Source organism: Limibacillus halophilus, assembly GCF_014191775.1.
In the GTDB taxonomy this organism is placed as follows: Bacteria; Pseudomonadota; Alphaproteobacteria; order Kiloniellales; family CECT-8803; genus Limibacillus; species Limibacillus halophilus.
In genome coordinates this window covers 375,858-394,488 of record NZ_JACHXA010000002.1, presented here as the reverse complement: position 1 = coordinate 394,488, position 18,631 = coordinate 375,858, and the positions used below count along the sequence as shown (strand labels likewise).

General features: G+C 57.2%; 16 protein-coding genes. 9 read left to right on the top strand and 7 right to left on the bottom strand.

The features are described 5' to 3' along the window. The first annotated feature begins 13 nt into the window (after positions 1-13). Positions 14-1,318: an MFS transporter gene (locus tag FHR98_RS04965; protein WP_246377462.1), complete on the top strand. Its 1,305-nt coding sequence runs from the start codon at positions 14-16 to the stop codon at positions 1,316-1,318. 36 nt (positions 1,319-1,354) lie between these two features. On the opposite strand, the gene FHR98_RS04960 is transcribed toward FHR98_RS04965, so the two are convergent. Continuing rightward, positions 1,355-2,446: a M14 family metallopeptidase gene (locus tag FHR98_RS04960; protein ID WP_183415524.1), complete on the bottom strand. Its 1,092-nt coding sequence runs from the start codon at positions 2,444-2,446 to the stop codon at positions 1,355-1,357. Positions 2,447-2,490: 44 nt separating this feature from the next. Between FHR98_RS04960 and FHR98_RS04955 the strand changes: the two genes are divergently transcribed. The 3 genes from FHR98_RS04955 (at position 2,491) to rarD (ending at position 5,359) form a co-directional block, all read left to right on the top strand. Then, a complete protein-coding gene (locus tag FHR98_RS04955) occupies positions 2,491-3,105 on the top strand; it encodes a tetratricopeptide repeat protein (protein ID WP_221205728.1) in 615 nt (204 codons plus the stop codon). 94 nt (positions 3,106-3,199) lie between these two features. Next, positions 3,200-4,432: an MFS transporter gene (locus tag FHR98_RS04950; protein ID WP_183415523.1), complete on the top strand. Its 1,233-nt coding sequence runs from the start codon at positions 3,200-3,202 to the stop codon at positions 4,430-4,432. Between the two features lie 3 nt (positions 4,433-4,435). Continuing rightward, positions 4,436-5,359 (top strand): EamA family transporter RarD, encoded by a 924-nt coding sequence (gene rarD, locus FHR98_RS04945; protein ID WP_183415522.1) that lies wholly within the window; start codon positions 4,436-4,438, stop codon positions 5,357-5,359. Positions 5,360-5,363: 4 nt separating this feature from the next. Here the strand turns inward: rarD and pyk are convergent, their stop codons facing one another. The 4 genes from pyk to FHR98_RS04925 all read right to left on the bottom strand — a co-directional run bounded on the left by pyk (position 5,364) and on the right by FHR98_RS04925 (position 10,197). After that, complete coding sequence (gene pyk, locus FHR98_RS04940; protein ID WP_183415521.1) at positions 5,364-6,782, bottom strand: pyruvate kinase; 1,419 nt, start codon at positions 6,780-6,782, stop codon at positions 5,364-5,366. Positions 6,783-6,887: 105 nt separating this feature from the next. Next, positions 6,888-8,165: a glycerate kinase type-2 family protein gene (locus FHR98_RS04935; protein ID WP_183415520.1), complete on the bottom strand. Its 1,278-nt coding sequence runs from the start codon at positions 8,163-8,165 to the stop codon at positions 6,888-6,890. Next, a complete protein-coding gene (locus FHR98_RS04930; protein WP_183415519.1) occupies positions 8,155-9,432 on the bottom strand; it encodes an MFS transporter in 1,278 nt (425 codons plus the stop codon). The genes FHR98_RS04935 and FHR98_RS04930 overlap by 11 nt, the downstream gene beginning before the upstream one ends. Positions 9,433-9,438: 6 nt before the next feature. Then, positions 9,439-10,197, bottom strand: a complete 759-nt coding sequence (locus FHR98_RS04925; RefSeq protein ID WP_221205727.1) for a FadR/GntR family transcriptional regulator — start codon at positions 10,195-10,197, stop codon at positions 9,439-9,441. 389 nt (positions 10,198-10,586) lie between these two features. On the opposite strand from FHR98_RS04925, the gene FHR98_RS04920 reads away from it, so the two are divergent. Continuing rightward, positions 10,587-11,588, top strand: a complete 1,002-nt coding sequence (locus FHR98_RS04920) for a hypothetical protein (protein WP_183415518.1) — start codon at positions 10,587-10,589, stop codon at positions 11,586-11,588. Between the two features lie 319 nt (positions 11,589-11,907). Here the strand turns inward: FHR98_RS04920 and FHR98_RS04915 are convergent, their stop codons facing one another. Next, complete coding sequence (locus FHR98_RS04915) at positions 11,908-12,867, bottom strand: ribonucleotide-diphosphate reductase subunit beta (protein ID WP_183415517.1); 960 nt, start codon at positions 12,865-12,867, stop codon at positions 11,908-11,910. A gap of 57 nt (positions 12,868-12,924) precedes the next feature. Further along, a complete protein-coding gene (locus tag FHR98_RS04910) occupies positions 12,925-14,739 on the bottom strand; it encodes a ribonucleoside-diphosphate reductase subunit alpha (protein WP_437126612.1) in 1,815 nt (604 codons plus the stop codon). Positions 14,740-15,128: 389 nt separating this feature from the next. Between FHR98_RS04910 and FHR98_RS04905 the strand changes: the two genes are divergently transcribed. The 4 genes from FHR98_RS04905 (at position 15,129) to FHR98_RS04890 (ending at position 18,628) form a co-directional block, all read left to right on the top strand. Then, positions 15,129-15,968: an SOS response-associated peptidase gene (locus FHR98_RS04905; RefSeq protein ID WP_221205726.1), complete on the top strand. Its 840-nt coding sequence runs from the start codon at positions 15,129-15,131 to the stop codon at positions 15,966-15,968. A 180-nt stretch (positions 15,969-16,148) separates the two neighbouring features. After that, a complete protein-coding gene (locus FHR98_RS04900) occupies positions 16,149-16,580 on the top strand; it encodes a helix-turn-helix domain-containing protein (protein ID WP_183415515.1) in 432 nt (143 codons plus the stop codon). A 317-nt stretch (positions 16,581-16,897) separates the two neighbouring features. Further along, positions 16,898-17,971, top strand: coding sequence for a 2OG-Fe(II) oxygenase family protein (locus FHR98_RS04895; protein ID WP_183415514.1), 1,074 nt, complete (start codon positions 16,898-16,900; stop codon positions 17,969-17,971). 57 nt (positions 17,972-18,028) lie between these two features. Continuing rightward, positions 18,029-18,628, top strand: a complete 600-nt coding sequence (locus tag FHR98_RS04890; protein ID WP_183415513.1) for a hypothetical protein — start codon at positions 18,029-18,031, stop codon at positions 18,626-18,628. Positions 18,629-18,631: the final 3 nt, after the last annotated feature.

The following is an 18,631-nucleotide window of genomic DNA, read 5'->3' as shown; positions in this document are numbered from 1 at the left end:
AAAGGTGGCTGGTTTGGAGCCTACGGTTAGACCACTCGGTGTATTGAGCCGAGCGTGGAATTTTGCACCGCTTCTGTTCTCTGCCGGCATACTTTTGGGCGGCAACGGGCTCTTTGGCACCCTCGTGGCCGTGCGCGCGAACCTGGAGGGTTTCGGGCCCTCTTTTGTTGGCTATGTGGGCACCGCCTATTTCATCGGCTTTGGCGCCGGCTGCCTCTTTGTTCCCTGGCTGATACGCCGCGCGGGGCATATCAGAGTTTTCGCGGCCTTCTGCGCCCTTTGCGCCATCGGCGCATTGCTGATGGTATTGGTCATTCACCCCGTTGTCTGGCTCGTGGTCCGCATGATCATGGGCATCTGTTTTTCCGGCCTGCTATCGATCGTGGAGTCCTGGTTGAACGCACAATCCGAAAGGGGTGATCGGGGTCGGATCCTGAGCATATACCGGATTGTCGATTTGCTGTTCGTGACCAGCGGACAGTTTGTTTTGCCGTGGGTTGGCGCCGTTGGATTCGATATCTTCGCCGTGGTGGCAATGATCTACTGCCTCTCGCTTTTGCCACTTACGTTGTCGCGGCAGAAAACGCCACCGGTACCAACCTCAGCGACGCTCAATATCCGCCGCAGCTATATGATTTCGCCGCTCGCGTCGATCGGCTGCGTGACGATTGGCCTGACCAATTCGGCCTTTCGCATGGTGGGCCCGCTTTATGCCCAGGAGATGGGGCTAGCTGTAGCCCAGGTCGCTACTTTCATGAGTCTTGGGATCGTCGGGGGCGCTGTTACTCAGTATCCTTTGGGTTGGCTGTCAGACCGCATGAACCGACGCGGCGTGCTGATGCTGACCACGGGCTTGGCAGCGTTGTCCGGGCTTTACATGACGGTCTTTGCGGATAGCAGCGAAATGGCGCTGATGGTCGGCGCATTCATGTTCGGTGCTTTTTCCAGTCCGCTCTATTCCTTGTCCGTTGCCCATGCCAACGATTTCGCGGAGCCCGAAGACTTTATCGATCTCTCGGCGACCTTAATGCTATTCTATTCAGCCGGGGCAATTGTCGGGCCGACCCTGGCCGCCTGGGTGCTGGAGGTGGCGGCGCCTTCCTATTTCTTCCTGTACATGACGGTCCTGCATGGCTCGCTCATTCTGTTCATCATCTACCGCATGGGCCGCCGTGCGACGGTTCCGATGTCTGCAAAGAAACGCTTTGTCGGTTTGCTGCGCACCTCGCCCATGCTGATGCGCTGGGCGACCGGGCACACCGCGCCAGGTGCCGCTCAAACAGAAAGCGTCAGCTCTTCGCAGGCGAGCGGGCGGTAGAAGCGTGAACGTCGGCTAAGCAGCACAAAAAAACCGTCAAGACCAAAGGCCTTTGAGGGCCATGCGCTGTGTTTCCACCCCACGTTCCCAGATCATGGTTTTCCAGTCATCGGCGTCTTGATAGAAGGCCGCACGGATGTCTTCCTTGATGGCCTGGCCCTTCTTGCTATCGATCTCTCCATGGAGATGCAGCCAGTTATCGGCGCGCAGGGCGTGCTTGACCTCAAGAGTCGGTCGCGTGCCGTACTCCAAGGCGACCGCGGTTAACTCAGCGTGCGGAAGGGTCGCTTCGATCCCCAGCAAGTTAACGCCATGCAAGGGAACCGACGATGAACTGCCCAGGTAGGGTGAGGTGATATCCCTGTCATAGAAGGCTTCGGCGCGCTGAATTCCGGGCGACCCGGGCTTATGAACGCAGATGCGTTCGCCGTAGCCGCGCGGCCCCAGACCGGTATGGTAATCGATCAAGGCCACGCGTTTGGCTTTGCCGAGATAGCGATCCAGAATTCTGTTCAGGGTGACTTTCGACCAGGTATCATGCCGCCCGCCGTAAAAAATGCCGTCCGCATGATTATACTGACCGCCGGAGATCGCGCTTTGCAGGGCGGTTGCGCCATGCTCATCGGCATAGGCCAGCAACACGGCATTGGCGCTGGCAATGGTGGCGTCGTCCCACTCCTTTGGGCAGATGACTTCTGCCAGTTCATTGTACCCTGGGTTTTCCGGCCAGTTTCCGGCGGCATGATCCAAAAAGTTTCGGTTGAGATCGACGTTGTCTTCCGTCACCCGGCGAATCCATGAAAAGCCGTAAGGGTTGATGGCATGAATCTGCAGCAATGCCGTATCCGCCGGCATCTCTTCAATCAGCCCGCTCTCAAGCCAGCCAATCTGAACACCGGACCCGCAGAAGCCCTCCGCGCCATGCGTTCCCGAGATGGTTACAAGCACCGCTTCGGCATCTTTAGGTCCATGCCAAGCAACATCGGTCGAAAGCTCTTCGCCCTTCAGACCCCGCTCGGCCTCGTTCAAAAAGCGCTCCATCGTGCCGCCCGCCGCCTTGGTCGCATCCTTGAACTTGGCTCGGGCCTCATCGTAATCCTGCGAGAAATAGGGAGTGGCCTTCGGCATATGTTGTCCTCTTGTCACGGAGTTATGATCTCTTGAAGGTAGCGATGGCGCGCTCGAACTTGAAGCGGCCTTTTACCTTTTTTCAAAGCTGCGCCATACTTGACGCCATGCGAAAGGTGTTTTTGCTGCTTGCATTCGTGATGTTTTGGACGACCGGGCCGCTTCAAGCGGACCAGACAGATTCGCGTCTTGTCGGCTTGTTCGAGGAACTGCAGGCGAAGCTGGACGCGAATCAAGCCAAACAGATCGAGTTTGAAATCTGGCGTATCTGGTCCGACAGCAATAATGGTGCCGTCTCTATCCTCATGCGAACCGGGAGCCAAGCCATTGCGCGTGAAGACTATGCGGGCGCCCTAATAGCATTCCAGAAGATCGTAGAACTGGAGCCCAGTTTCGCGGAGGGATGGAACAAGCGTGCAACCGTGCTTTACCTGTTGGGCGATTACGAAGGCTCATTGTCGGATATCCGGCGAACCCTGGCGCTGGAGCCCCGGCATTTCGGAGCTTTGTCCGGCCAGGGGCTAGTTTACCTGCAGCTCGACAGGCCCGACCTGGCGCTTGAGGCTTTCAAGGCGGCACTGGCGGTGAACCCGCACATGGAAGGCGTGAAGTACAATATTGAAACGCTCGCCAAGCAGCTCGACAAGAACCGTATCTAGCGAGGCATGATTTGCCTTAGCCCTGTTCTTCCTGCAGCCCCCCTATGCTGATGAAACAGGTGGCGCGCATCCATTTGCATTCTAGAATGCGGCGATGAACATAGTAGATGGCAGCAAGTCTTCCTGGCGGACACCACTTGTCGTGATTCTTTGCGCAGGCGTTGTCCTGAGCCTCAACATGGGTATCCGCCAGACATTCGGTTTGTTCATCACACCGATGAACGAGTCGATTGGTATTTCCGTTGGCAGTTTCTCTCTGGCGGTGGCGGTCCAGAATCTTCTTTGGGGTCTGGCAACACCGATCATGGCGGCCATGTCGGATCGCTTCGGCACCGCGCGTATGCTGGTTGGCGGCGGTCTGCTTTATGCTGTCGGCTTGGCGACGATGGCCTTCATGGGTAACGAAGCCGGCGTACATTTCGGTGGCGGCATCCTCGTCGGAATGGCTGTCGCCGCCTGCGGGTTCCCAATGGTGCTGGGTGCCGTGGCACGTTTGACGCCGCCGGAAACGCGCGCGAGAGCACTGGGATTTGCCTCTGCCGGCGGATCGGCCGGTCAGTTTGTGCTGCTGCCATTTACCCAGCAGTTGATCGGCAGCCTGGAATGGTTTGGGGCGCTTTTGGTGCTTGCTGCATTGGCGCTATTGATTGTGCCGATGGCTGCGGCTTTGAAGGGGCGCGCGGGAAGCCACCAGGCTGAGCACGGCCCATCCTCATTGAAGGCTGCGATCAGCGAGGCCGGACGGCATCGAGGTTATCAGCTTCTCACCATTGGCTTTTTTGTGTGCGGTTTTCACGTTGCCTTCGTCGCCACTCATCTACCGGGATATCTGTTGACTTGTAATCTGACCGGCATGATCGGCGCGACCGCGTTGGGGTTGATTGGCTTCTTTAATATCATCGGCGGGCTGCTGGCGGGTGTTCTGGGGGGTAAGTATCGGAAAAAGAACCTTTTATCGGGTATCTATCTCGCTCGGGCCGTCGTGATAGCCCTCTTCATACTGGGACCCAAGACCGAGATCGCAGTTTGGCTGTTCTCCGCCAGTTTCGGTCTGCTGTGGTTGTCCACCGTGCCGCTGACAGGGGGGGTAGTAAGTGACATTTTTGGGTCGCGCTACATGAGCACGTTGTTTGGGCTAGTGATGTTGAGTCACCAGATCGGCGCTTTCCTTGGTGCGTGGCTGGGCGGCATCTCTTTTGATTTTTACGGCAGTTACGAACCGGTCTGGTGGATTTCAGTTGGCTTGGGTGTTTTTGCGGCCCTGATTCACTTCCCGATTTCCGATAAGGCACTGCAACGACAGCCTGCACCTGCAACCGGAATCTAAGTGATGGAAAGCGAAGGTAAGACCGGCGTGGCGTTCGCCCTTTGCGCTTTCCTGTTTTGGGGGCTGGTGACACCGCTTTACTTCAAATGGGCATCGGCAATACCGCCGTTGGAGATATTGGCGCACCGGATAGTATGGTCGCTGGTGCTGGTCGGTATTCTGCTTTACTTCTGGCGACGATACGCGGGCTTGCGGCGATCCCTCGGGCAGCGCCGCACGCTCCTTGTACTGCTTGCAGCGGCAATCTTCGTATCGCTGAACTGGATCACGTACATCTGGGCGATCTCCAGCGGACAGGCAGTCGAGGCCGCGCTAGGGTACTATATCAATCCGTTGGTCAACGTGATGCTGGGGTTTATCGTTCTAAGGGAGCGCCTGAACCGTGCCCAAATGGTCGCGGTCGCCATCGCGGCGACAGGGGTGATCAACTTGACCCTTCAGCTTGGTAGCGTACCCTGGTTGGCGCTCACACTCGCTTGCACTTTTGGCATCTACGGATTGATTCGAAAGACTGCGCCCTTGGCGTCGATGGAGGGGCTGTTTATGGAAACCGTCCTGCTTACGCCCTTTGCGTTGGGGTATATTTTCTTTCTCGAAATCGGCGGCCAGGGCACGGTCGGCGAGACCGGCTGGTCCGGTTTGTTCCTGTTGATTCTATCGGGCCCGGTAACTGCATTGCCGCTGATTTGGTACGCATCGGGCGCCCGGCGGTTGCGGTTCAGCACGATTGGACTGTTTCAGTATCTGGCACCGACCTGCATCGTACTTGTCGCGGTTTTCCTGTTTGGCGAGCCATTCACCACCGCACATCTGATTACCTTTGCATGCATCTGGACCGCCCTGGCGATCTACAGTTTCGACAGTCTGCGGGCGTCGCGCACAAGGCGTGCCGCCGCGATTGCCGCAGCGGCCAATCAGGCCGGGTGACGCTTTAGCCTTCGACCCAGGCGATGCGTAGGATGTTTGTGGCGCCTGGAGTTCCAAAGGGGACCCCCGCGGTGATCACCAACTTGTCGCCCTTTCGGGCAAAGCCTTCGGAAACCGCAAGCCGTGTGGCTTTTTGCACCATCTCCGAGAAGCTGCGTGCGTCGGCTGTGTGAACGCAATGCAGGCCCCAGGCAACCGCCAGACGCCTGGCGGTTTCCAGGCTGGCTGTGACGGTTAGGATCGGGACCCGCGGGCGTTCGCGACCGGCACGCAGCGATGTCGAGCCGGATGTCGTGTAGCAGACGATAGCCGATGCTCCCAATGTCGCAGCAACCTGGGCAGCCGCATGAGAGATCGCGTCGGGTGCCGTTGGTTCCGGTTGAGGGTGCAACGCATCGATGATCTTGCGGTAATAGCTGGAATGCTCGGTGCGCTTGATGATGCGATCCATCATCTCCACAGCCAGCTTCGGATAGTTGCCTGCTGCAGACTCCGCCGACAGCATCACGGCGTCGGCGCCGTCATAGACCGCGGTCGCCACGTCAGAGGCTTCGGCGCGTGTGGGGGCGGGCGATTCCACCATCGAATCGAGCATCTGTGTCGCGACCACCACCGGTTTTCCTGCTAGGCGGCAGGCCTCGATGATCTCCTTCTGACGATCAGGCACGTCTTCGGGCGGCAACTCGACGCCAAGATCGCCGCGGGCCACCATGACGGCGTCTGCGACCTCAACCAGTTCTTCAAGGCGTTCGACAGCCTGCGGCTTTTCGATCTTGATCATGATGGCGGCGCGCCCGGCAATCAGACGCCGCGCTTCCGCAACATCTTCGGGGCGCTGGACAAACGAGAGCGCAATCCAATCGACACCGATTTGCAGCGCGAACCGCAAATCCTTGCGGTCTTTCGTCGTGATCGGGCTGATCGGCATAACGACACCGGGGACATTGACACCCTTGTGGTTCGACAGGGGGCCACCCGTTATCACCTTTGCCATCGCATGGGTGTTGTCGCAGGAAATGACCTCCAGCCGTAGGTTGCCGTCGTCCATCAAGACCGGAGCCTTAGGTGCTAGGGCTGCGAAAATTTCCTTGTGGGGGAGGGGAATTACACCGTCCTCGCCAAGCTTTGCCTTCAGGTCGAGACGAACCTTGTCGCCGCGCTTCAAGGTCATGGAACCATCCTTGATCTTGCCGACGCGGAGTTTCGGGCCCTGTAGGTCAGCCAGGATCGCAATGGGCCGACCGGTCTCCTTCTCAAGGCTTCGAATGATGTCAAAGCGTGCCTTGTGTTCTTCGTGACTGCCGTGGCTGAAGTTCAGCCGAAAGACATCGACGCCGGCCATAAAGAGTTTCCGGATCATGGCCTCATCGGACGAGGCTGGTCCAAGGGTCGCGACAATTTTGGCTTTGCGGTTTCGACGCATGGTCTGTGCAGCCTCTTTCTCAGTTTCGCGACACCAGGACGTCAATCGCGGTGGTGATTCGACATCCCTGCGAACGCTTGCGGTGAATAACCCTACTTTAGCCTATTATTCTGGCAGAATAAGGACAGCGCGAAAATCGTTCACATTCGTAAGAGTTGGCCCGGTCACTATCAGGTCGCCAAGCGTCTCGAAAAAACCGTAACCATCGTTGTTGGCCAATAGGGCTTTGGCGCTAAGCCCCATCGCGTCGGCGCGGGACAAACTGTCGGGGCCAAAGACCGCACCTGCGTTGTCCTCGGTCCCATCAATGCCGTCCGTATCGCCCGCGAAGCCATAGATGCCAGGCGTTGATTGGGTTGCAACCGCCAAGGCCAGCAGGAATTCCGCATTGCGGCCGCCACGACCGCTGCCGCGCAGGGTCACAGTCGTTTCTCCCCCTGAAAGCAGGACGCTGGGGGCTGCGGCTGGCTGACCGTGTTTGCGTACCTGCATCGCAATTCCTGCCATGACCTTTGCAACCTCGCGCGCCTCCCCTTCGATAGAGTCACCGAGGATGACGGGGGTTACGCCCATTTTGCGCGCAAAGGCAGCCGCCGCTTCGAGGGAAGCCTGCGGCGCCGCAATCATGCGAACTTCAGAGTCGGCAAGCCGCGGGTCGCCCGGCTTTGGCGTCTCGTCTTGTCCTGATGCCATGTGTTTGGCCACGGCGGTTGGCGGCGTGATGCCGTATTTTTCCAGAACTATGCGGGCGTCGGAAAAACTCGTCGGATCCGCGACGGTTGGGCCGCTGGCAATGGTTGCGGGGTCGTCACCGGGCACATCCGAGATGATCAGGGAGACGACTTTTGCCGGATGCGCGGCTGCGGCCAGACGCCCGCCCTTGATCGCGGAGAGGTGCTTGCGCAGACAGTTCATTTCGGAAATATCCGCGCCGCAGCGAAGGAGCGCCTTGTTGACCGCCTGTTTATCTTCCAGCGTCAAACCCTCGGCAGGCAGTGAGAGTAGGGCGGAGCCACCGCCGGATATGAGACAGAGCAAAAGGTCATCGGCGCCCAGGCCTTGCGCAAGATCTAGAATGCGCCGCGCGGCCTCGCGCCCAGCGGCATCGGGTACGGGGTGCGAGGCTTCGACGACCTCAATGTGGCGACAGGGGACGGCATGACCATAGCGCGTTACAACAAGACCCTCGAGCGGGCCTGGCCAAGCATCCTCAACCGCTTTCCCCATTGCCGCGGCGGCCTTGCCCGCGCCCACGACGACGGTGCGTCCCTTGGGTTTAGACGGCAGGTGTGCGGGCACGACCTTCCCTGGATCGGCCGCCGCCAATGCTTCGGCGAACAGCTGTCGCAGAAACGTCCTGGGTTCGGATAGGTCAGGATTCATCGATCCGATCCTCCTTGATCCACAGGGTAGCAAGCAATCCCATGAGCAAGAAGGCAGGTAACACCGAAAACCCGAGCGTGTAGCCCGTGGCATCATAAATCCGGACGCCTTCGTGCATCACCCCATCCCAGCTGAGATCAAGCAACCAGCCAATTAACGGCAGGAATAACGCACCGGTCGCGGTGACCGCCATGTTTACAAAGGCGTAAGCTGCGCCGGTCACCGAGACAGGGTTGCTGTACCGCGCCATCGCAAAGCCCGTAACCATGCCACCCAGGGTAAAGCCGGAGATTGCCAGCAGAACCAGTATGGCCGCCGTCGGTATCGGCAGATAGAGCATGGCCGAAAGACTGACGAGCGCTATCCCGATAAAGCACTGCATGATGATCTTGGGCCGCCCAAAGCGGTCGGAAAGCCAGCCGGCGGTCGGTGAACCAAAGCCCCAACCAATAAACATCATGGAACTGACGGCGGAGGCTTCCGCCCGTGTGAGGTCGTGTATCTGCATCAACCAAGCGACACCCCAGAATCCAGCCAGCGCCAGCAATGGCGCCGTCATGGCAGCCGACGTCAGAGCGAGCAGCCAGTTCTGGCGTTTGGATAGAATAATTCCGAGACCTTTGAGAGGGCTGGGGCCCGGTTCGGTTGAAGCGCTGTACTCGCGTATCGGGTTGTCGCGTACCACTAACCAGAAGATCACGGCGAGTATTGCAGCGATGATGCCCAGGATAAGCATGCTTTGCCGCCAACTCGTGAACTCGACCAAAGCGGCCACCGGGCTTTGTCCGAGAATGCCGCCAAGCATGCCAAAGGCCATTGTGAGGCCGGATAACAAAGCAAACCGCCTGGGCGGAAACCAGTTCGTCGCGAGCTTGAGCGACCCAACGTAGCCAAAAGCAACACCGATGCCGACCAAGAGTCGGCCCAGGTATGCAGCCTCCACGGTCGTCGCTTGACTGAAGATCACGCTGCCGCCCGCAGCCAGCAACAAGGCTGCGGCGATCATGCGCCTTGGCCCAAAACGGTCGAGCATCATGCCGACGGGCACCTGCAATCCCGCATAGGCATAGAAGTAGAATGCCGTGAGGTTGCCCAGGACGGCGCCGCTGACCATCAGGTCGGCCATCAATTGGTCGATCATCACGCTAGGGCTGACCCTCTGCACGAAGGCGTAGGTGAAGGTGAGGGCGCCCATCCCCCAGACGATCCAAGCTCGCGTGCTACCCAACGCGCCGCGCTGCGGCGGCCTCGAAGTTTCGATGTTCATGTTCTATCAGCCTGCCAGGCGCCGGGAGGAGGGTTTGCCGTCTTTCTGCTCTTCCTGTGCGTAGCAACTAATGATGTGATCCAAGTGTTCGGCCATCGCGGCGGCGGCGGCCTGCGGATCGCCTTGCTCTATCGAGGTGCAGATTTTGCGGTGCTGCTCCAAGAGAAGGTTATCCTCTTCGTCAGTACCCAAGAGAGTGAAGCGGTGAAACTCCAGCATCGATTCCATTACGTCGCCCAAGACTGTCATCAGATGCAGATAGACCGCGCTTCCTGCTGCCTTGGCGATGGACAAGTGAAACTGATAGTCGTCTTCCGCCTTGTGATGAGGTTCCCGGGTAGGGTCACACATGACTTCCAGCGCATCGTGCATGCGTGCCAGATCCTCGGGATCGGCACGCTCTGCCGCTTTGGCGGCGGCCCAGACTTCCAGATGACTGCGGATTTCCATCAGATCTCGCAGATTGGATAGATCGGCCTGGACAAGGTGGGTGAGAGCACTATCCAACTCTTCGGCGGAGGCGATGATCCGTGTGCCACCGCCTTGCACGGCAAAGACAAGGCCCTGTGTTTTTAATTGCTGCAAGGCCGCGCGGACAGAGACCCGAGACACGCCCATCATATCAGCTAGCTGACGTTCTCCAGGCAGGCGCTCACCCGGTGCAAGCTTGCCTCCTGTGATCAGGCGTTTGAGCTCCTCGGCAACGCGATCGGCGACGCGCTCGCGCTCGATCGTGGTGAAGCGTGGGTCTGGTCTTATCGTCATGGTCTTTGTCGTTCCTGCCGTTGTCTTGGATAGGTTGCCGAGCCCGCAGGTCCAGTAAGGCGCTAGGCTCCGCTTATCCTGCTGTCTCAGCAGGGATTTTTCAATTGGTATGACCAGCTTAGCAAGAAGCCCCACTGCTTTCATAGAGCTTGCATCACGTGATGAATGACAGGCTCGCCGGAAAAATTCGGGATTGGCGGAAAACCATCATCTACCGGGAGGATGTTTCATGAGCGGTATCGATGGGGAGGGGGTGCGCCAAATATCAATGCGCTAGGTGGTTTGCCGGAGGTAAGTACAAAAAAGTACAAATAACCCGTTCTTGATCATCCACCGATTATAATAAAATAATAAAATATAGATAAAAAAAGTAATAACTGGGGGCCAAGATGAGACGTTTGTTGGCACTAATTGCAATTCCCGTGATTTCTCTGTTCGCAGGGCAAGCAACGGCTTTTCATACTGGGGCACCAGATGACGATTATAGCGTCCAAGTCGACGCAGGTGCCGGGTTCGGTTGGGTCTGGCGCCCGAGTTCCCAATTTTTGCGCTTGGAGCTGGGCGGTACGGTCACGGATCGCAGTTTTGGCGTACCCGACATCGACGATGAGTACAGCAAGTTCCACTTTGGGCTGGCTGCATGGCTGAATCTTTGGGGTATTCACACCCTGGGGCATTTCGGAATCATAACGAGCGATCATAAGTATAATTTCGAGGCGCAGAATATCTCGGCAATGGGATACCAGCTTGGGATCATTAGCCCCATCGGAAATGGATTTATCACGGCGCCGGGCTTCGGTGATCTTTACAACGTAAATTACATGTCCGAAATGGATTATTACGATTTTACGTTGGGATTATCGACTTACTTGGGATTCGACTTCATGCCGTCGGCCCATGGATCGCCAGATGGACTCGTCAAGCCTTCGATAAATCTGAGCTATGGAAACATCAAAGTGCAGGAGATGTTTTCCGCCTATACGAACGGTATGACCTTCCCGTTCCAATACGATAGCAAGCTGGACACTATGAGTTGGGGCGTTGATTTGGGCGTGCAGGTCTTGAGTCCCGACATCGTTCCCGGGTTGAAGGTATTCGCCGACGCCAATACCCAGTTTAATTATGATGAGACAGACGGCTTCGCCCGTCTTACCCCCGGTACGATGGGCCCTTACGATCAAGTTAAGTTCGATGACAGCAAATTAAATGTTGGCTTCACATTGGGCGCCGGGATCCATTACGAGGTTGGATCCTTCACAACCGAATTCAGCTACTCCTACAGCAACTTCGGAATGCCGGACATTAAGCTGTCAGGAACAGGGCCTGCCGAGCTTGACACGCAGCGAGCGCAATCTCATGCCATAATGGTGGAAGGGCGGGTGCGCTTCTAAAACTATCAGGTGCATCTTGTCGCTTAAGGTCGCAGCGCTTAGCCGCGCACCGATGAAGGCCTCGTTGCAACAGCGGAGTAGCAGGGTGTTACAAATCTATACAAAGATTCCGAGTATCTTGGCAGCTGCCCGCGTTACAATAACCGCTGGTCGTTGATGCCGTGATCTGAAGGTATTCCCCCGGAAACGGATTCCATCGAAAAGCATCTGGCTCATTGACCAGCTTTGGGGCTCTCACGTTCACCAAAAACTCAGGGCCGGCTCCTATCAGGGGTCGGCCCTTTTTGCTTTCTCTGGTTAATAAGAAACCACGAAGCGATCAGGCGAAAGCCTCTTCCCAGCTCCCTTGCGTTGCGGCCTTGGAGTACTCGGTGGCGCGATTCTCGAAGAAGTTGGTGTGTTCAACGCCGTTGAGAATTGCGTCCAGCCAGGGGAGGGGATTTTTCTCTGCATGAAAAAGCGGCTGCAGGCCGAGCTGACCTAGGCGCCGGTCGGCAATATGGCGAATGTAGCGTTTAACTTCTTCGCCGGTCAGCCCTTCGATGGCGCCCTGCTCGAAGGCGAGATCGATAAAGGCGTCCTCGTGGGTCACGATGGTCTCGCAGCATTTGTAAAGATCGCTTTCGAGGGCTTCGCTCCAGACCTCCGGATTCTCGCTCATGAAGGTGCGGAAAAGTCGGATGATGGAGTGGGTGTGCAGTGTCTCGTCACGCACCGACCAGGAGATGATTTGACCCATGCCCTTCATTTTGTTGAAGCGTGGGAAGTTCATCAGGATGGCAAAGGAAGCGAAGAGCTGAAGCCCCTCGGTGAAAGCACCGAACACAGCCAGTGTCTTGGCGATGTCTTCCTTGGTTTCAACACCGAACTGCTGGAAGTAGTCGTACTTATCCTTCATTTCTTTGTATTTCAGGAAGGAAGAGTACTCCGTTTCTGGCATACCGATGGTGTCGAGAAGGTGGGAGTAGGCCGCGATGTGAACCGTTTCCATGTTCGAGAAAGCCGCTAGCATCATTTGCACTTCGGTGGGTTTGAAGACCCGCGCGTAATGCTTCATGTAGCAGTTGTTCACCTCGACATCGGACTGGGTGAAGAAACGAAATATCTGGCTGAGCAGATTGCGTTCCGCATCATTCAGCGTGTATTGCCAGTCCTTTACGTCGTCGGCCAGCGGCACTTCCTCGGGCAGCCAGTGAATGCGCTGTTGCTGGAGCCAGGCCTCGTAGGCCCAGGGATAGTTGAAAGGCTTATAAATCGGATCGGCGTCAAGCAGCGACATTGTCGGTCTTCTCTTCAAATAGGTGATCTAAGGTCCGCGCCGTAGGGCGCGCGATCTTCACTGACAGCTCAGGCATTCCTCGTAATCGGTACTGGCGGCGACGGTCTCAACAACCGGCCGGTCGGCGCTGTTGACCTTGCCCAAGAACGGCAGCGCGGTCTTGTCGCCCGCCTTGTCGCCCATCGAGCTTTCCGCCCGCTGCAACGACTTGGAGCGGCAGTAGTAGAGCGACTTCACACCCTTCTTCCAGGCCTGGAAGTGGATCTGGTGCAGATCGCGCTTATGCACGTCGGCGGGAAGGAACACGTTCAGGGACTGCGCCTGGCATACGAAGGGTGCCCGGTCCGCAGCCAATTCAATGAGCCATCGCTGATCCAACTCGAAGGCGGTCTTGAAGCAGTCCTTCTCGTCTTGCGTCAGGAAATCGAGGTGCTGCACGGACCCTTCGTTAATGGTGATCGAGCTCCAGGTCTGGTCGTCGTTATGACCTTTTTCCTCCAGCAACTCTTCGAGATGCTTGTTCCGCACGGCGAATGACCCGGACAGGGTTTTGTGTGTAAAGGCATTGGCGGCAAAAGGTTCTATACCCGGAGACGCCCCTCCGCAAATGATCGAGATCGAAGCGGTGGGTGCAATCGCCATTTTGTTGGAGAAGCGTTCCTTGATGCCAAACTCCGCAGCGTCGGGGCAAGCGCCGCGCTCATCTGCGAGCTTTATGCTGGCGGCATCGGCTTCCTTGCGAACTTTCTCGAAAACCTTCTTGTTCCAGACCTTTGCCATCACGCCTTCCAGAGGAATCCGACGTGCCTGCAGGAAGGAGTGGAAGCCCATCACGCCTAGCCCGACGGAGCGTTCGCGCATCGCTGAATAGCGGGCGCGGGCCATCGATTCGGGCGCGCGGGCGATGAAGTCTGAAAGCACATTGTCGAGGAACCGCATGACATCCTCGATCAAGCCTTCTTCGTTTTCCCACTCATCATAAGTCTCCAGATTGAGCGACGACAGGCAGCAAACCGCCGTGCGCTGCTCACCCCTGTGGTCGAGGCCGGTGGGTAGCGTGATTTCGCTACAGAGGTTCGACATTTTCACGGACAGGCCAGCCAGCTTCTGATGTTCGGGAATGGCCCGATTCACGTGGTCGCCGTAAAGAATGTAGGGCTCGCCGGTTTCGATGCGGGCTGTCAGCAACCGAACCCATAAAGCGCGCGCCTTGACCTTGCGAACAACGTGGTTGTCGGCGGGGCTGGTTAGCGCCCATTCCTCGTCGTTCTCGACTGCGCGCATGAAGGCGTCGGAAATGACAATTCCATGGTGCAGGTTCAACGCCTTACGATTCGGGTCACCGCCGGTCGGACGGCGCATCTCGATGAACTCCTCAATCTCTGGATGCGAGATGGGGATGTAACAAGCCGCGGAGCCGCGCCGTAGCGATCCTTGAGAAATGGCCAGTGTCAGCGAATCCATGACCCGGATGAAAGGAATCACGCCGGAGGTTTTCCCGTTGCGCCCGACCTTTTCGCCGATGGAGCGCAGATTGCCCCAATAGCTGCCGATGCCGCCGCCGCGCGCTGCTAGCCAAACGTTCTCGTTCCAAAGACCAACGATACCTTCCAGCGAATCGTTCGCTTCATTGAGGAAACAGGAGATCGGCAGGCCCCGGTTCGTGCCGCCGTTAGACAGCACCGGCGTTGCAGGCATGAACCAAAGATTCGACATGTAGTCGTAGACACGTTGCGCATGCGCGCTGTCGTCTGCGAAGTGAGCGGAGACTCGTGCAAAAAGATCCTGATAGGATTCGCCGGGCATAAGATAACGGTCGGTCAGCGTCGCCTTTCCAAAGGCCGTCAACTTGGCATCACGGCTTCGGTCCATGCGCACGACGATGCCGCGCTCGTTCTGGAATACGTCCCGGATTCGGGTTTCATGGAATAGGTCGCCTTCCGGCGCAACAAATCCGTTTTGCAACTCCTCAGAAGCATCGACCGGGGATTCGGCGCGGGATTCGACAGGCGCTTTGGAGGGGGATTCGGTTCCAGGCAGACCGCCGGATTTGTGGTTTTCCACAGGCGCATCTGCGCCTTCAAAGCCGTCGTTTTGCCGGTAAACTGCCGAATTCTCCATCGCTCGTCTCCCCTCGTCCACAGCTGTGGAATGGATGGATTGTGCACAATATATTGCGATCACAAAACCGTATGACCCTAAATGTAGCGGATATGACCGTTTTTTGTCGATGCGAACATATCATGAACATTGAACTTTGATTGGCAGCCGGCGTCAAGGGCTTGCGGATTACCGCAGTTTCTCTAGCCTTCAGACTTATGTGCGGTCGTTTTCTTCTTACTTCGCCGGTCGAAAGCCTGGGTCGTCTGTTCGGGTTTCCCGAGCGCCCTAATCTTGCACCTCGTTACAACATCGCGCCAACCCAGTCCGTTGCGGTCGTCCGATCCGATCCGGAGCTTGCGGGACATCACCTGGCTTTGTTGCGTTGGGGGTTGGTACCGTTTTGGGCGAAGAGCCGTGATATAGGCGCGCGCATGATCAATGCCCGCGCCGAAACCTTGGCAGAGAAGCCTGCATTCCGTGCGGCTTTTCGGTATCGCCGTTGCCTCATTCTTGCAGATGGCTTTTATGAATGGCAGAAGCGCGAAGACGGCACGAAACAACCCTACGTCATCCAGCGCCGCGATCTAGCACCCTTCGCCTTCGCTGGACTTTGGGAAAGCTGGGAAGAAAAAGAGCAAGCGGCTACTTTGGAAACCTGCAGCATCGTGACCACCGGGGCTAACGACGTCCTGCGTCCGGTCCATCATCGGATGCCGGTGATTTTGGAAGGGCAGGAAGCTTGTGATCAGTGGTTGCGGCCGACCAGCGGTTCAGCCGATCTGCAACAACTCCTTCGTCCGGCGGCGGAGGAGGCTTGGGTCGCACGCCCTGTTTCCAGCCGCGTGAACAAAGTGACGAACGACGGGGCAGGGCTGTTGGATGCACCCGAAGATGTCGCTGCCGAAGTGAGCGATGAGGACCCGGATGGAGGCGAGGGGTCGCCGCACAAAGCAATAGGCAGATCAACCGACGATCCCGACCAAGGGTCTCTTTTCTGATATTCGTGCCCTGTGATTTGCAGTTTGCCGAGCCACGCCATTGAAGGGCTCGACCATGCGATTTGGCTTTTTACGGTAATTAATTGCAAAATTAGGATTCTTACGCTGTTGCTGGCTTGTCGGTACATCGCGACCTGCTATAGTACCGCTATTGTTAAATGATATTAAAATGGGGAAAACATGCGAGATAACGGAGAGTCCGAGAATACCGAGGTTTCAGATGATGTAATATATAGAAGCCCCGATGACGCCCAGCGACTCTTGCTTTCTCGACTTTGGCTGCGGACCCGCGCGCTCTTCGAAGAACAGTTCGGCGATCTTGAGACCACCTATGTTTTGATGGCTGTCGGGCTCGGCCGCATGAACAATGCGCCGGTAGATATTTCAACCATCGCGGCTATCACCGGAATCTCCCGCCCTACCGTGCGCCGCAAGGTTTTGGCATTGCAAGAGCAAGGTACTGTAGTCGTGGAGCGGGTCGGCAATCGCACGTCGGTCTGCTCTTCGGCGACAGGCGTGCGTGATACCGTTGCTATGACAGATCGCTGGGCGCGCATGGTCATGCAGACGGCCAGGGAGTTGGCTGAAGTCCGCAACAGCAGTTGCGATTGACTCGTTGAGATTTCTTACCTTTCCAAACAGTTTTCCCTGGATTTTGCCATAGGAAAAGTGGTTTATTTTTCAGGCCAGTTTGCTTTCCTATCCTCCCGATTGAGAAAGCAAGTAGTCGATCTTGGGTCGTGCGTTACCTGGCACGCGATTCCAGTACTCTGGGTCCGTTTTGACGGAAAGAGGGCTGATCGTGAGAAGAGCATCGGAACTTCAGCGGCTGCCTTAAACGGCAGCCGCTTTTTTTGTCCTTCTCCGATCAGGGTACATTTGCTCTATTGTGCATTCATGTTTCAGCCCGTTAAGAGGCCCCATTGACTATGACTCGCAGCAATAGAAAAACCGCACCCGGGACCAAGCTTGAGCCTGGAGACTTGATGCCGCGCTGGCGTCTACAACGTGGCGACGGCAGCTCTTTCGACCCGCATGGCGATGCGGATGCGGGCAGATTTTACCTGTTGGTTTTAAGCGGCGACCCTTCCCGGCCAAAGGTACAGCCGGTCCTCGCCGAGTTGGCAGCGTTGCGAGATCGGCTTCTCGCTTTGTCGGTGCTGTCCTTCAACGTTGTTCCCGGCTCAAAGGCACACGCGGATTTGCCGTTCGAACGTCTGCACGATCCGGAGAGTAAGGCTTTTCAGGCGGCGGGCTTCGACTTAGCAGGGGACAAGATCAAGGGAGACAGTGTCTTGGTGCTGGTGATAGGTCCCAACCAACGGATACTTGCATCCTGGTGGGCGGGGCATGCGACCGACACGCTGTCTGATGTCATTGCGGAAATCGAAGGCCGCGTGGATCTGCGGCGCTCAAGCGTGGCTTTGCAGATCCACCCCCCCGCGTTGATTGTTCCAGATGTTCTCAGCAGGGCTGACTGTCGGAAGCTCATTGGCATCTACGAGAACGATGGGCATGAGTATGTGGAGCCAGGACACAACCGGCTGCAGGGCAGAACAACCGACTGTAAGATGAAAGTACCCGATTATGGGCGTTCGGATCGGACGGATCACTGGATCTGTTCACCCAAGAGCAATGCTTTCATCGACGAGCGTATCGCTCGCCGATTACTGCCGGAAATCAAAAAGGCCTACCACTACAAAGTTACCGGGCACGAGCGCTATCGCATCGCTTGTTATGAAGGGCCAGGTCAGGCTTCGCGTCATGGACACCGGGACAATACATTGCCCATGGTGGCGCATAGGCGCTTTGCCGTAACGATCAATCTGAACGCGGAAGATTATGAAGGGGCGGAGCTTCGTTTCGCCGAGTTTGGGGAGGCGACCTACAAGACACCTACAGGGGCGGCGATCGTGTTCTCCTGCTCGCTACTGCATGAAGTGATGGCCATGCGCAAAGGTCGCCGCTTTGCTCTCTTGGCCTTTCTCTTTGGGGAAGCTTAGCCCCGCAAAGGCGCAAGTTCCGTGACCGGAGGGCCTTCCTCCTGCTAAACTCATCGGATGATGAACCTTGGACCGATAGCGTTGCTCAAGACATTGGGCGCCGGTTGCGCACTGATGGTTCTGACGTTTTCCGCCGGGTTGGCAAGCGAACGGATCGAAATCGAGAGCTTGGAAGCGGATCGCCTGTCGGTGAGTGCGGAAGCGGCAACGCCGCTTGAGGTTCTCCGCGCCTTATCGGAACAGGTCGGGTTCGACTTAAGCTTACCGGAGTCACCGCCAGTCGAAGAGCCGGTCAATCTACGCATGACGGGTCGGATCGGCGACCTGCTGCCGAGACTTTTGCCAAGCTACAATCTGATGCTGAGAAGTCGTCGGGACGACAGTGGGCAATCCCGGCTCTATAAGGTTATCGTGTTGAATGGCGGCGTTGGTGCCGGTCAGGACCCTTTGCCTGCGGTCAACGATTCGGCGCCAGTGACAGCCAGTGTTCGTGAAGCTGGGGCAAGATCGCAGATCATTGGCGGCCCGACGGACAGCCGCGGCGGTCCGACGAATGTACGGGGTGGTCCAGCAACGCCGTTGACGCCCGAAATGCTTCAGCGCGCCGAGCAGCAGCGTGAAGACATTCTTCGCCGTTTGGGACGAAGCAATAACTGACCT

Excerpts from the sequence above, each read along its gene's own strand:
- FHR98_RS04960 (WP_183415524.1), bottom strand. The coding sequence starts at position 2,446 with ATGCCGAAGGCCACTCCCTATTTCTCGCAGGATTACGATGAGGCCCGA.
- FHR98_RS04955 (WP_221205728.1), top strand. The coding sequence starts at position 2,491 with ATGGCGCGCTCGAACTTGAAGCGGCCTTTTACCTTTTTTCAAAGCTGC.
- FHR98_RS04950 (WP_183415523.1), top strand. The coding sequence starts at position 3,200 with ATGAACATAGTAGATGGCAGCAAGTCTTCCTGGCGGACACCACTTGTC.
- rarD (WP_183415522.1), top strand. The coding sequence starts at position 4,436 with ATGGAAAGCGAAGGTAAGACCGGCGTGGCGTTCGCCCTTTGCGCTTTC.
- pyk (WP_183415521.1), bottom strand. The coding sequence starts at position 6,782 with ATGCGTCGAAACCGCAAAGCCAAAATTGTCGCGACCCTTGGACCAGCC.
- FHR98_RS04935 (WP_183415520.1), bottom strand. The coding sequence starts at position 8,165 with ATGAATCCTGACCTATCCGAACCCAGGACGTTTCTGCGACAGCTGTTC.
- FHR98_RS04930 (WP_183415519.1), bottom strand. The coding sequence starts at position 9,432 with ATGAACATCGAAACTTCGAGGCCGCCGCAGCGCGGCGCGTTGGGTAGC.
- FHR98_RS04925 (WP_221205727.1), bottom strand. The coding sequence starts at position 10,197 with ATGACGATAAGACCAGACCCACGCTTCACCACGATCGAGCGCGAGCGC.
- FHR98_RS04920 (WP_183415518.1), top strand. The coding sequence starts at position 10,587 with ATGAGACGTTTGTTGGCACTAATTGCAATTCCCGTGATTTCTCTGTTC.
- FHR98_RS04915 (WP_183415517.1), bottom strand. The coding sequence starts at position 12,867 with ATGTCGCTGCTTGACGCCGATCCGATTTATAAGCCTTTCAACTATCCC.
- FHR98_RS04910 (WP_437126612.1), bottom strand. The coding sequence starts at position 14,739 with ATGGACCGAAGCCGTGATGCCAAGTTGACGGCCTTTGGAAAGGCGACG.
- FHR98_RS04900 (WP_183415515.1), top strand. The coding sequence starts at position 16,149 with ATGCGAGATAACGGAGAGTCCGAGAATACCGAGGTTTCAGATGATGTA.
- FHR98_RS04895 (WP_183415514.1), top strand. The coding sequence starts at position 16,898 with ATGACTCGCAGCAATAGAAAAACCGCACCCGGGACCAAGCTTGAGCCT.
- FHR98_RS04890 (WP_183415513.1), top strand. The coding sequence starts at position 18,029 with ATGATGAACCTTGGACCGATAGCGTTGCTCAAGACATTGGGCGCCGGT.